This window comes from Cellulomonas fimi (assembly GCF_028527925.1).
GTDB classification, from domain to species: Bacteria; Actinomycetota; Actinomycetes; order Actinomycetales; family Cellulomonadaceae; genus Cellulomonas; species Cellulomonas fimi_C.
Map to the genome: position 1 here is coordinate 1 of NZ_JAPESW010000001.1, position 12,447 is coordinate 12,447.

The 12,447-nt window shown below is 75.1% G+C and carries 12 protein-coding genes; 7 read left to right on the forward strand and 5 right to left on the reverse strand.

The genetic code is table 11. The annotated features are described in order from the left end of the window. Positions 1 to 182: 182 nt before the first annotated feature. Positions 183 to 1,628, reverse strand: coding sequence for a MocR-like pyridoxine biosynthesis transcription factor PdxR (pdxR, locus tag OMK64_RS00005; RefSeq protein ID WP_272725909.1), 1,446 nt, complete (start codon positions 1,626 to 1,628; stop codon positions 183 to 185). 76 nt (positions 1,629 to 1,704) lie between these two features. On the opposite strand from pdxR, the gene OMK64_RS00010 reads away from it, so the two are divergent. Further along, positions 1,705 to 2,679 carry an aldo/keto reductase gene (locus OMK64_RS00010; protein WP_272725910.1) on the forward strand — a complete coding sequence of 325 codons (975 nt, stop codon included), beginning with the start codon at positions 1,705 to 1,707 and terminating at the stop codon, positions 2,677 to 2,679. Positions 2,680 to 2,753: 74 nt separating this feature from the next. Continuing rightward, on the forward strand, positions 2,754 to 3,497 hold the full coding sequence (locus tag OMK64_RS00015) for an SOS response-associated peptidase (protein ID WP_272725911.1): 744 nt from the start codon (positions 2,754 to 2,756) through the stop codon (positions 3,495 to 3,497). Between the two features lie 13 nt (positions 3,498 to 3,510). Here OMK64_RS00015 and OMK64_RS00020 read toward each other — a convergent pair whose 3' ends face one another. Both OMK64_RS00020 and OMK64_RS00025 read right to left on the reverse strand, forming a co-directional pair. Next, a complete protein-coding gene (locus tag OMK64_RS00020; RefSeq protein ID WP_272725912.1) occupies positions 3,511 to 4,617 on the reverse strand; it encodes an adenylate/guanylate cyclase domain-containing protein in 1,107 nt (368 codons plus the stop codon). A 14-nt stretch (positions 4,618 to 4,631) separates the two neighbouring features. After that, entirely contained in the window at positions 4,632 to 5,507 is an 876-nt protein-coding gene (locus tag OMK64_RS00025; RefSeq protein WP_272725913.1) for a biotin--[acetyl-CoA-carboxylase] ligase, read from the reverse strand. Positions 5,508 to 5,686: 179 nt separating this feature from the next. Between OMK64_RS00025 and OMK64_RS00030 the strand changes: the two genes are divergently transcribed. The 4 genes from OMK64_RS00030 to OMK64_RS00045 are packed head-to-tail and all read left to right on the forward strand — an operon-like array spanning position 5,687 to position 9,833. Then, the gene (locus OMK64_RS00030) at positions 5,687 to 7,300 is read left to right on the forward strand and encodes an acyl-CoA carboxylase subunit beta (RefSeq protein WP_272725914.1); all 1,614 of its coding nucleotides are present in this window, start codon (positions 5,687 to 5,689) and stop codon (positions 7,298 to 7,300) included. A 13-nt stretch (positions 7,301 to 7,313) separates the two neighbouring features. Next, positions 7,314 to 7,844 carry a hypothetical protein gene (locus OMK64_RS00035; protein ID WP_272725915.1) on the forward strand — a complete coding sequence of 177 codons (531 nt, stop codon included), beginning with the start codon at positions 7,314 to 7,316 and terminating at the stop codon, positions 7,842 to 7,844. Beyond that, positions 7,841 to 8,071: an acyl-CoA carboxylase epsilon subunit gene (locus tag OMK64_RS00040; RefSeq protein ID WP_272725916.1), complete on the forward strand. Its 231-nt coding sequence runs from the start codon at positions 7,841 to 7,843 to the stop codon at positions 8,069 to 8,071. Before OMK64_RS00035 ends, OMK64_RS00040 begins: the two co-directional genes overlap by 4 nt. Positions 8,072 to 8,108: 37 nt before the next feature. Beyond that, complete coding sequence (locus tag OMK64_RS00045; RefSeq protein ID WP_272725917.1) at positions 8,109 to 9,833, forward strand: DUF885 domain-containing protein; 1,725 nt, start codon at positions 8,109 to 8,111, stop codon at positions 9,831 to 9,833. A 98-nt stretch (positions 9,834 to 9,931) separates the two neighbouring features. Here OMK64_RS00045 and OMK64_RS00050 read toward each other — a convergent pair whose 3' ends face one another. Together OMK64_RS00050 and OMK64_RS00055 are read right to left on the reverse strand one after the other, a co-directional pair. Further along, positions 9,932 to 10,630: a vitamin K epoxide reductase family protein gene (locus tag OMK64_RS00050; RefSeq protein ID WP_272725918.1), complete on the reverse strand. Its 699-nt coding sequence runs from the start codon at positions 10,628 to 10,630 to the stop codon at positions 9,932 to 9,934. Between the two features lie 135 nt (positions 10,631 to 10,765). After that, on the reverse strand, positions 10,766 to 11,608 hold the full coding sequence (locus OMK64_RS00055; protein ID WP_272725919.1) for a hypothetical protein: 843 nt from the start codon (positions 11,606 to 11,608) through the stop codon (positions 10,766 to 10,768). Between the two features lie 77 nt (positions 11,609 to 11,685). On the opposite strand from OMK64_RS00055, the gene OMK64_RS00060 reads away from it, so the two are divergent. Beyond that, positions 11,686 to 12,363, forward strand: a complete 678-nt coding sequence (locus OMK64_RS00060; protein ID WP_272725920.1) for a Maf family protein — start codon at positions 11,686 to 11,688, stop codon at positions 12,361 to 12,363. Positions 12,364 to 12,447 lie beyond the last annotated feature (84 nt).

Here is a 12,447-nt window from a genome sequence, read left to right on the forward strand (position 1 = left end):
GACCGTGCACCAGCTCGCGTTCCTCCGGCTGCTCGGGTCCGGCGCGTACGACCGGCACCTGCGGTCGTCACGCACCCGGTACCGGCGGCGCCGCGGGGGTGCTGGAGGCGGGGCGCGCGGTCATCGCTTTCCATGGTCGCACCCGATCCGCATCGACGCGAATCGATTCGATATGTCTCCGGTCACCCTGCCCCGGCCGCTCCCGCGACGACCTCCACCGCTGCTGCGAGCCGCGCGACGGCCTCCTCGAGCCGCGCGTCCGCGAGGTTCCCGTACCCGACGACGAGCCCATCCGGCGGCGCGGAACCCGCGGAGACGCGGTACCGCCGCACGTCGGCGACGCGCACGTCCCGGGCGGCAGCCGCCTCGACGACCTGCCCGGCGCTCGTCCCTGCGGGCAGCGTCACGACGACGTGGAGCCCCGCAGCGATGCCCCTGACCTGCGCGTCCGGCAACCGCGTCCCGAGCGCCTCCACGAGCGTCGCGCGGCGCCGCCGGTACCGGGTGCGTGACGACCGCAGGTGCCGGTCGTACGCGCCGGACCCGAGCAGCCGGAGGAACGCGAGCTGGTGCACGGTCGCCGGGGCCGACGCCCCGTCCCGCCCCACGAGGTCCCGCCACCGCGGCGGCAACACCGCCCAGCCGAGCCCGAACGCGGGCGCGAGCGTCTTGCTCACGGACCCGAGCAGCACCGTCCGCCCGGGCGCGAGCCCCTGCAGCGCCGCGACGGGGCGCCGGTCGTACCGGAACTCGGCGTCGTAGTCGTCCTCCACGAGCACCCCGTCGGCCGTGTGCGCCCACCGCACGAGCGCCTCCCGACGCTCCGGCGACAGCGCCGCACCGACGGGGAACTGGTGCGCGGGCGTGACGAGCGCCGCGCGCGCACCGGTCCGGGCGGCCGCGGCGACGAGCGCGTCCACGTCGACCCCCTGACCGTCGACCGGCACGGGCACCGGCGTGAGACCGGCGCTCGCCGCGACGTCGCGCAGCCGCGGCCAGCTCGGGTCCTCGACCAGCAGCGCACGGTGCCCGGAGCCCGCGAGCGCCCGCACGACGCGCGCCATGCCGTCGGTGGCCCCGTGCGTCACGACCACGTCGTCGGCCGTCACCTGCGCCGCGCGCGTCGCGGCGAGCCGGGCCGCGAGAGCGTCGCGGAGCCGGGCGTGCCCACGCGGGTCGGCGAGCCCGAGGTCGTCGCGGGCCGCGTCCGCGAGCGCGTCGCGCGTGGCGCGGGCCCAGTCCGCGCGCGGCACGTGGCGAAGGTCGGGCACCCCGGGCGCGAGGTCGTACGGCGGGCGCCCGGGCGGTGCGAGTGCGAGGGCTGGTACGGGTGCGACCGCCGGCGCGACGAGGACCCCGGTGGGGTCCGACGCGACCCGCGTGCCGGACCCCGTGCGGGCGTCGAGGACCCCTTCGGCGACGAGCTCGCCGTACGCCTGCGTGACGACCCAGCGGGAGACGCCGAGGTGCGTGGCGAGCGTCCGGCTCGGCGGCAGCAGCGCGCCGCGGACGAGCCGACCGTCGCGCACGGCCGTCCGCAGCGCGTGCGTCAGCCGCACGTGCACGGGCCCGTCGCCGGCGAGGTCGAGGTGGACGTCGGCCGTCAGATTGGTCTGGTCGAGGGACATCGGATCGGACAGTACTCCCGGTCCGATGCACATCTAGCGTGGACGCGACGACAAGGAACCGACACGGAGGACGGCCATGCGCTACCGCACGATCGGCACGGGCGAGCACGCCGTCGAGGTCAGCACGCTGTGCCTCGGCACCATGTACTTCGGCACCCGGACCGAGGAGGCGACGGCGGTCGCGATCCTCGACCGCTTCGTGGAGGCGGGCGGCACGTTCGTCGACACCGCCAACAACTACAACGCGTGGGTGGGCGGCAACGGCCGCGACAGCGAGGACGTCCTCGGCCGCTGGCTCGCCGCTCGCGGCCTAGCCGGGACCGTGCGCGTCGCGACGAAGTGCGGCGCCGCGGCCCGCGACACGAGCCGTCCTCTCGCACCCGACAACTTCCAGGGCCTCGCCCCCGACACCATCAAGCGTGAGGCGCACGAGAGCCTGCGCCACCTCGGCGTCGACCGTCTCGACGTGCTCTACGGGCACGTCGACGACCGCGACACCCCGCTCGCGGAGACCGTCGGCGCGTTCGGCGAGCTCGTCGCCGACGGCGTCGTCGGCTCCGCGGGCATCTCCAACGTCGCCACCTGGCGGCTCGTCGAGGGCCGCGACCTCGCGACCCGCGCCGGCACGGCGCCCTGGACCGTGGTGCAGCAGCGCGGCGGCTACGTCTACCCGCGCGCCCTGCCGCCCCGCACCGACTGGGTCACGGGCGACCTGCTCGACTACGCCGCGTCGGCCGGCGTCGACGGCCGTCCTCGGCTCGCCGTCGTCGCCTACTCGCCGCTCCACCAGGGCGCGATGAGCCGCCCCGACAAGCCGCTGTACGCCGGGGCCGACCACAGCGGGAGCCGCGAGCGGGTGCGCGTCCTGCACGAGGTGGCTGCCGCGGTCGGCGCCACTCCGAACCAGGTCGTGCTCGCGTGGATGCTCGGCGGCGACGTGCCGCTCGTCCCCGTGATCGGCCCGAGCAGCGTCGCGCAGCTCGACGAGCTCCTCGCCGCCGCCGACCTCGACCTCGACCCGGCCCTCCGCGCGCGCCTCGACGCCGCCTGACGACGACGGCCGGCCGTGGCCGGCGGCGCCGGGCCGCAGGCGAGTGTGTCACCGGCGCCTGGCAGGCTGGGCGCATGTGCGGTCGCTACGCCTCCTTCCGCGAGGACCAGGCCCTGGCCGACGAGTTCGCGATCGCGACCGTCGCCGACGACGTCCGGCTGCTGCCGCCGTCGTGGAACGTCGCCCCGACCGACGGCGTCCGGATGGTCGTCGAGCGCGCGGACAAGGAGACCGGCGAGATCACGCGCCAGCTCCGCGTCGCCCGCTGGGGCCTCGTGCCGTCGTGGGCCAAGGACCCGTCGGTCGGCGCGCGCATGATCAACGCACGCGTCGAGTCCGTCGCCGAGAAGCCCGCGTTCTCGCGTCCCTTCGCGTCGCGCCGTGCGCTGCTCCCCGCCGACGGCTACTACGAGTGGAAGAAGCCGGAACCGGGCGCGCTGACCCGCACGAAGCAGCCGTTCTACCTGCACCCCACCGACGACGACCTCGTCGCGCTCGCCGGGCTGTACGAGTTCTGGAAGGACCCGACGAAGTCCGACGACGACCCCGACCGGTGGCTCGTCAGCGCGACCGTCATCACCCGGCCCGCCTCCGAGGAGCACGCGCACATCCACGACCGGCAGCCGCTCATGCTGCGCCGCGACGTCTGGGATGCGTGGCTCGACCCGTCGGCGGGCGCCGACGAGGCGCGTCGCCTGCTGGAGGCACCGGCGCCCCGCCTCATCGCGACCCCGGTGTCCACGCTCGTCAGCTCGGTCCGCAACAACGGCCCCCAGCTCCTCGAACCGGTCGACCCGGAGGAGGAGACGCTGCTCTGACCCTCGGGCCGCGTCAGGCCGGCGCGGCGGTGAGGCGGTAGGGGGTGACCGTGCCGATGCCCTGGAGGTCGAGGGCGGGGCGCTCGTCGAGGACGAAGCGCGGGTCGCCGCCGAGCACCTGGGCGGTCTCGGGGTCGGTGAGGACGGTGCTCGGCTCGGCGATGTCCGTGAGGCGCGCGGCGAGGTTCACGTCGGGGCCGAAGACGTCGCCGAACCGGGACAGGACCCGACCCCAGACGAACCCGACGCGCACGGGCGTGACGCCGCGCGCCCCCTCGGCGAGCCCGCCGACGGCCTGCTCGCGGTCGACGTCGAGCGCACCCCCGAGCGCCTCGGCGAGCCCGAGCGCGACGCGCGCGCCGGTCGCGGGGGTGTCGGCGACGAACAGGACGGCGTCGCCGATGGTCTTGACGACGCGACCCCCGGCGCCGGTGACGACGTCGCGCGCGGCGGCCTCGAAGCGCTGCACGAACTGCGAGAGGTCGGTGGACCCGAGCCCGGCGGTCCGGCGGGTGAACGACACCATGTCGGCGAACCCGACGGCCCGCGCGAGCGGCAGCGCGGACGCGTCGACGCCGGGCGAGCGCTGCGCGCCGAACTCGGCGGCGTACCGGCCGGCGATCGCAGCGAGCTGCCGACGGTAGGCGTGCACGAGCTGCGCCTCGAGCAGGGGCGCGAGGTCCGCGAGCCGGTCGAGGGTCAGCAGGCGCGCGGTGGTGTCGTCGAGCTCGTAGCGCGTCGCCATGTCCTCGACGAGCGCCTCGACCTGCCACAGCGCGAGACGGTCGGCGGTGTGGCCGAGCGCGCGCGTGACGGTGAGCACGGTGCGGATGTCGAGCCCGTGCTCGCGCACCAGGGCGACCGCCCGGTCGACGGCCTCGGCGTCGCGCTCGGTGTAGACCGCGTCGTCGGGGTCGGCGTGCGGGAGGCCGACGGTCGTCCAGAAGCCGCGGACGATGTCGACGTCGATGTGCGCGCGTCGGGCCAGGTCGTGCGCGCTGTAGCGACGGGCACCGCCGAGCAGCTGGGCCTCGAGCTCGCCGACGGTCGACTCGGCGACCGCGGTCTCGTCGACGGGTCGCCCGGCACCGGTGTCGGGCGGGGAACCGTCGTCGGGCACGTGCCGAGCCTAGTTCACGCCCCGGACCGCACGTGACGGACGTCACCCGCGAGGACGTGGTGCTCGACCCCGGCGGCGTCGACCACGACGAGGCCGCCGTCGTCGTCGAGCCGCTCCGCCACCCCGCTCAGCTCCGCGCCGCCCGGCAGTTCGACGCGCACGCGTGCGCCGATCGTCGCGCACACCGCGGCGACCTCGTCGGCGAGCCCGGACGCGGCGGCGTCGCCCCCGGCGTCGCGCCACCGCGTGGCGACGTCGTCGAGCGCGGTGACGAGCGCGACGAGCAGCGCCTCGCGCGTGACGTGCTGCGCTCCCGCGAGCGCGAGCGAGGTGGCGTGCTCGACGGGCAGCTCGTCGGCGCGCTGCGCGACGTTGATGCCGATCCCGATGACGACGGCGGGCGTGACGCCGGCCGGCGTCGGCACGACCTCGGCGAGGATCCCGCCGACCTTGCGCGCGGCGCCCCAGCCGGCGACCTCGGTGTCGGCGGGGACGAGGAGGTCGTTGGGCCACTTGAGGACCGCGGGCACACCGGCGGTCGCGCGCACGGCGGTGACGGCGCCGAGCCCGGCGAGCAGCGGGAGCCACCCGAAGGAACGCGTCGGGAGGGCGGGCCGCGCGACGAACGAGCAGGTCAGCGACGTCCCGGGTGCCGTCTCCCAGCCGCGGCCGGCGCGCCCGCGGCCCGCGTCCTGCTGGTCCGCGACGAGCACGCTGGCGTGCGGCCACGCGTCCGGGTCGGCCGCGACGGCCGCGACCAGGTCGGCGTTGGTCGAGCCCGTGCGCGCGACAACGTCGATCCGCGCGAGCGGGCCGGCGGGCAGCAGCAGGAGCGAGGCGAGCGCGTCGGCGTCGAGCGCGGGACGGTCGGGCGGCGGGGACGACGTCATGCCGCCCATGATGACGCCGGGACGAGCGGCCCGACAGGTGGACGGCCACCGCGGTCACCGGCGAGCGGTCACGCACAACGCCCGCCGCGCCCGGTTGTGGGGTTCCGACGACCTGACGCCCCGAACACGGTCATCGCCCTGCAGGTGCCTGGTGGGGTTCCACAACTAGCCTCGGTCGGGTGACCCAGACGGACCAGACAGGCGTCCCCGCCCCCGGCACCGCCCCGCGCGGCACCGCGGCCCGCCTCGCCGACCTCGCCGAGCGCACCCGTGCGGCCGAGGCCGCGGAGCAGGGCGCGGCGGACAAGCAGCACGCGCGCGGCAAGAAGACGGCACGCGAGCGCATCGAGGCGCTGCTCGACCCGGGCTCGTTCACCGAGCTGGACGCGCTCGTGCGGCACCGCTCGACGAACTTCGGGCTCGAGAAGAAGCGCATCCCGGGCGACGGCGTCGTCACCGGGTACGGCACGGTCGACGGCCGGCCCGTGTGCGTCTACTCGCAGGACTTCACGGTCTTCGGCGGCAGCCTCGGCGAGGTGCACGGCCAGAAGATCACCAAGGTCATGGACCTCGCGCTGCGCACCGGCGTGCCGCTGGTCGGCATCAGCGACGGCGGCGGCGCGCGCATCCAGGAGGGCGTCGCGGGCCTCACGCAGTTCGCGGAGATCTTCCGCCGCAATGTCGCCGCGTCGGGCGTGATCCCGCAGATCAGCCTCATCCTCGGCCCGTCGGCGGGCGGCGCGGTGTACTCCCCCGCGCTCACCGACTTCATCGTCATGGCCGACGGCACGTCGAACATGTTCATCACCGGGCCGGACGTCATCCGCGCGGTCACGGGCGAGGACGTCGGCTTCGAGGAGCTCGGCGGTGCGACGACGCACAGCACGCGCTCGGGCGTCGCGCACTACATGGCGTCCGACGAGGACGACGCGATCGACTACGTCCGTTCGCTGCTGTCGTACCTGCCGCAGAACAACCTCACCGACGCGCCCGCGTTCCCGCACGAGGCGCCGCTCGAGGTGACCGAGGAGGACGCCGAGCTCGACGCGATCGTCCCCGACTCGGACACGCAGCCGTACGACATGCGCGCGGTCGTCGAGCACGTGCTGGACGACGGCGTGCTGCTCGAGATCCAGCCGCTGTACGCGCAGAACGTGCTCATCGGCTTCGGGCACGTCGAGGGGCAGCCCGTCGGGATCGTCGCGAACCAGCCGATGGCGATGGCCGGCACGCTCGACATCAACGCCGCCGAGAAGGCGGCGCGGTTCGTGCGGACGTGCGACGCGTTCAACATCCCGGTGCTGACCTTCGTCGACGTCCCGGGCTTCCTGCCGGGCACGGACCAGGAGTGGAACGGCATCATCCGGCGCGGCGCGAAGCTCATCTACGCGTACGCGGAGGCGACGGTCCCCCTGGTCACGGTCATCACCCGCAAGGCGTACGGTGGCGCATACATCGTCATGGGGTCCAAGCAGCTGGGCGCCGACGTCAACCTCGCCTGGCCGACCGCACAGATCGCGGTCATGGGTGCCGGCGGCGCCGTGAACATCCTCCAGCGGGGTGCGCTGAAGGGCGTCGCGGAGGCCGGTGGGGACGTCGAGGCCGAGCGCCGACGCCTCACGGCGGAGTACGAGGAGGCGATCGTCAACCCGTGGGACGCGGCGGACCGCGGCTACGTGGACGCCGTCATCGCCCCCTCGCAGACCCGGTCCGAGATCACCCGGGCGCTGCGCCTGCTGCGCACCAAGCGCGCGAGCCTGCCGCCCAAGAAGCACGGGAACATCCCCCTGTGAGCACGGAGGACGCGTGAGCGAGCACGACCACGACGAGCACACCCACGGCCTGGAGCCGCTGACGGGCGTCGACGCCCTGGAGCTGCACGCGGCCGTCGACCGGCTGGCGACGGCGCTGCACGCGTACGTCGAGACGGCCGTGGGGGTACGCGCGGAGTTCGGTGCGCACGAGGCCGACGAGGACCCGCGGGTGCTGTCGCTCGAGTCGGAGATCGGCGGGCTCAACGCGCAGCTCTACGACCTGCTGCACAGCCGGCTCGGCCTGCACGCGGACCTCACGGGCATGTCGTGGTCGGACGACGACGAGGGCGACGCGGACGCCGCGCCCGAGCGCACCGACGTCGACACGTTCCACCTCGGGTTCGTCGTCGGGCAGCCGCTCGCGACGTCCGACCTCTCGCTCGACTCGGTGCTCGACCTGGTCGACGCGGGCGGTGCCGACGTCGCGCAGCGCCTGGTCGACGCGGGCTTCGAGGTCACCGAGTGGGGCGCCTCGCGCGGGGCGCCGGTCGCGTTCGACGAGGACGAGGAGGGCGACGGGTGAGCGACGCGGAGACCGGCGCGCACGTGCACGTGGTGCGCGGCGCGCCCGACGAGGTCGAGCTCGCGGCGCTGGTCGCGGGCCTGGTCGCGGCGTCGACGCAGGACGCGCACGTCGTCGACGACCACGCCGGCACCCCGTCGGCGTGGTCCGACCGTCGCCGCGTGCTGCGCGGTGCGACGGGCCTCCAGCCGGGTCCCGACGCGTGGCGCTGGAGCCTGCGCGGCTGACGTCCGGGGCGTCGTACCCGCGGGTAGGGTCGTCCGGGTGACGACGACGCCCACCCCCAGCGGAGCCCGCCGACCGACCCCGATCGACGCGGTCGCCGAGGCCCACATCACCGCCTCCGCCGCCCTGCACCCGCTCGCCGCGACGGCGATCGGCCTGCCCGGCCACGAGCACGAGATGACCGACTTCTCGCCCGCGGGCCACGACGCCCGGGCGGACCAGACCCGCTCGACGCTCACCGCCCTCGACGGCCTCGCGCCCGTCGACGCGGTCGACGCGCTGACCCTCGCCGCGATGCGCGAGCGCCTCGGCCTCGAGCTCGAGCTGCACGACGCCGGCGAGCCGCTGCGCGACCTCAACAACATCGCCTCGCCGGTGCAGGAGCTGCGCGACGTCTTCGACATCATGGCGACCGGCTCGATCGAGGACTGGGAGAACGTCGCCGCCCGCCTCAACGCGCTGCCCCAGGCGGTCGACGGGTACGTCGAGTCCCTGCGTCTGGCCGCCTCGCGCGGCGACGTCGCGGCGATCCGCCAGGTCGAGGAGGCCGCCCGCCAGGCGACCGAGCTCGCCGACCCGGCGTCGTCGTTCTTCACGTCGTTCGTCACGGGCGCCGACGTCGACGCGGCCCTCGACGAGTCCGCCGCGTGCGCGCTCGTGCGCGGCGAGCTCGAGCGTGGCGCGGCCGCCGCCCGGCAGGCGTACGGCACGCTCGCGACGTTCCTGCGCGACGAGCTCGCGCCGCAGGCGCCGCAGCAGGACGCGGTCGGCCGGGACCGGTACGCGCTGTTCTCGCGCGCGTTCCTGGGCGCGACCGTCGACCTCGAGGAGACGTACCGGTGGGGGCTCGAGGAGCTCGCGCGCGTCGTCGCGGAGCAGGAGGAGGTCGCCGCCCAGATCGCCGGGCCCGGGGCGACGGTCGAGCAGGCCGTCGCCGCGCTCGACGCCGACCCGTCGCGACAGCTCCACGGCACGGAGGCCCTGCGCGCGTGGATGCAGGAGACGTCCGACGCGGCGATCGACGCGCTCGACGGTGTGCACTTCGCGATCCCCGACGCGCTCCGGACCCTCGAGTGCCGCATCGCCCCGACGCAGACCGGCGGCATCTACTACACGGGCCCGAGCGACGACTTCACGCGTCCCGGCCGCATGTGGTGGTCGGTCCCGGCCGACGTCACGACGTTCAGCACGTGGCGCGAGAAGACGACCGTCTACCACGAGGGCGTCCCCGGCCACCACCTGCAGATCGGCCAGGCCGTGCACGCCCGCGACACGCTCAACCGGTGGCGCCGGCTCGCGTGCTGGACGTCCGGCTTCGGCGAGGGCTGGGCGCTGTACGCCGAGCGGCTCATGGCCGACCTGGGCTTCCTCGACGACCCGGGCGACCGGCTCGGCATGCTCGACAGCCAGCGCCTGCGCGCCGCGCGCGTCGTGTTCGACATCGGCGTGCACCTCGGCCTGCCTGCCCCCGCGGAGTGGGGCGGCGGCACGTGGGACGCCGACAAGGGCTGGGAGTTCCTGCGCGCCAACGTCAACATGCCCGAGTCGTTCGTGCGGTTCGAGTGGACCCGCTACCTCGGCTGGCCCGGGCAGGCACCGTCCTACAAGATCGGCCAGCGCCTGTGGGAGCAGACGCGCGACGCCGCGGCGGGTTCGGCGCGCACGCGCGGCGACGCGTTCGACCTGCGCGCGTTCCACGCCACGGCGCTCGAGCAGGGCGCGCTCCCGCTCGACGTGCTCAAGCAGGTGTTCGCGACGTCCTGAGACGCCCGCGCACGACGCGAGGGGCGGCACCCGGGTGATCCGGGTGCCGCCCCTCGCGTGCGTCCGTCGGCGGGCGCGTCAGAGACGGGTGCGCGCCGTCAGAGCAGCGACCAGCCGTAGCCGAAGAACACGAGCGCGGCGAGGACGACGAGCACCGCGATCGTCACGAACCAGTCGTTGCCGGCCGCGACGAAGCGTCGGGCGCCCGGGCCGAACCGGCCGGGCAGGTTCAGGTGCCCGTCCCTGATGTTGATGCGCGTCAACCCTGCCCAGACCAGCGTCGTCGTCACCGTGATGAGCAGGCACCACGGGCACAGCGCCTTGATGTCGGTGTACGCCTCGTAGAACAGCCACCACGCGAAGACGAGGCCCGCGGTGTAGACGACCTCCGCGGCGAGCATGAACCAGCGCGGGAACAGCACCCCGCCGATCATCGCGACGGCCATCGTGAGGACCACGGCCTCGGCGGCGATGCCGAGGAACGCGTTCGGGAAGCCGAACAGCGACGCCTGCCAGCTCTTCGCGACGGTCGCGCAGTTGATGACGCTGTTGATGCTGCACCCGAGCTCGGCGTCCGCGTCGGCCGCGAGGACGACCGCCTCGATCGACAGGACGAACGACGTGTAGAGGCCGATCGCGCCCGAGACGGCCATCTCGATCGCGGTGCGGCGTCGCCAGGCGACGGGGGCCGACTCCAGCAGGTCGGGGTCGTCGTCGACGAGCTCGTCGTCGTCCCAGTCCTCGTCGTGCTCGTCCACCGCCGCGTCGTGTGCGGCCGCGCTGGTCGCGTCGTTCACCGGGCCTCCTCGGGTGTCGGTGCGCGCGGTACCCCCGCCGCACCAGGATCGGCCCCATTGTGCCCGCCCGACCTGTGCGATCAGCCCGACCTGGGTCCCGATCCGGCAGCGGGTCCGTCGTCGCGCGGAAACCCGTCAGCCCGGGACGGTCAGTCCGACCGCCGCCACGACAGCCGCCGCGGCCCACGCGGTCACGACCGCGCCGTACACCAGCCGCAGGGCGGTGTCGTGCTGGACGGGGGCGATCGACGCACGTCTCGCTGCATACACGCCCCGCTCGACGCCGAGCGCCGTCTCGACCACGCGGGCTCGGCTCACCAGGTCGTCGTGCAGCTGTGAGTTGCGGACGTCGTACAGCCGGATGCCCACGACGACGACCAGCCCGAGCAGCGCCGCACCCACGCGGACGGCCCGGGGCACCCCGGCGAACGGGCCGCCGGGCGACACCACGCCGACGAGCGCGAGCGCGGAGACGGCCGGCACGAGCGCGAGCAGCTTGAACCGCACGTCGACGAGGGTGCGGTGCTGGGTCGCCAACTCCTTGTAGACCATGCGCAGCGTGTCGAGCGCGTCACCGGGCGTCGGGGTGACGTCGGGCAGCACGGGACGCCCGCTGGGCCGTGCGAGGCGTTCGGCGCCGAGGGACACGGCGACGGCAACCTCGCCACGGGCGACGCCCGTCACGTCGCGCGCATGGCCGGCGTGAACGAGGAGCCACGGGCGCCGGGCCGCGTCGGCGTGCTGCACGAGGCGGTCGACCGAGCCGTGCACGGGCCGCAGGTGCACGACCTGACCCTGCTCCGCACCCGGGAGGTCGATCGATGCTCCGTCGTCGTCCGCGACGAGCCGGACGACCCACCCGCCGCGCACCAGGTGGCGGCGGTCGGTGAGCAACGCGGTCCGGCCGTCCGGCGCGGTGCCCCATGCGCGGCCGGCATGGTGCACCAGCACCCGCAGCATCCGCACGACGTCGGCCATGCGCCCACTGTCCCGCGCGGCTGCCCGCCCGTCACCCCGCGAGCCTGCGGCAGGCCCACGAACTAGGCTCGCGCGACGTGACCCGCCTGCTGCTCGCCTCCGCGTCCCCCGCCCGCCGCGCCACGCTCCAGTCGGCGGGCATCGACCCGCTCGTCGTGGTGTCGTCGGTCGACGAGCCTGCGGTGCTCGCGGCCGCCGCCGAGCGGTTCGGCACGCTCGACCCGGCCGACGCGGTGCTCGTGCTCGCGCAGGCGAAGGTCGAGGACGTGGCGCGCGCGGTCGCGGACGGCACGCCGGCCGAGCTGGCCGACGCGGACGACCTCGTGCTGCTCGGCTGCGACTCGATGCTCGAGCTCGACGGCGAGGTCCTGGGCAAGCCCGACGACGCCGAGGACGCGGTCCGCCGCTGGCGCGCGATGCGGGGACGCACGGGCGTGCTGCACACGGGGCACTGGCTGATCGACGAGCGCGCGACCCCCGACGAGGGCGGCGCGGGCACGCGCGGCACGCTCGGCGCGACGTCGTCGACGGTCGTGCACTTCGCGGACCTGTCCGACGACGAGGTCGCGGCGTACGTCGCGACGGGCGAGCCGCTCGCCGTCGCGGGTGCGTTCACGGTCGACGGCCTGGGCGGGCCGTTCGTCGAGCGCATCGAGGGCGACCACCACGGGGTCGTCGGGGTGTCGCTTCCGCTGCTGCGCGGGCTGCTCGCGGAGATCGGCGTGACCGTCCCGAGCCTGTGGCGCACGGCCTGACCGGCACCCGCCGGACCGCCCGGGTTGTGCCCTCCGGACAACGCACACGGGGCAGGAGGGACGTCGGGCACCCGTCCTCGTCGG

Excerpts from the sequence above, each read along its gene's own strand:
- OMK64_RS00055 (WP_272725919.1), bottom strand. The coding sequence starts at position 11,608 with ATGGCCGACGTCGTGCGGATGCTGCGGGTGCTGGTGCACCATGCCGGC.
- OMK64_RS00025 (WP_272725913.1), bottom strand. The coding sequence starts at position 5,507 with ATGACGTCGTCCCCGCCGCCCGACCGTCCCGCGCTCGACGCCGACGCG.
- pdxR (WP_272725909.1), bottom strand. The coding sequence starts at position 1,628 with ATGTCCCTCGACCAGACCAATCTGACGGCCGACGTCCACCTCGACCTC.
- OMK64_RS00010 (WP_272725910.1), top strand. The coding sequence starts at position 1,705 with ATGCGCTACCGCACGATCGGCACGGGCGAGCACGCCGTCGAGGTCAGC.
- OMK64_RS00015 (WP_272725911.1), top strand. The coding sequence starts at position 2,754 with ATGTGCGGTCGCTACGCCTCCTTCCGCGAGGACCAGGCCCTGGCCGAC.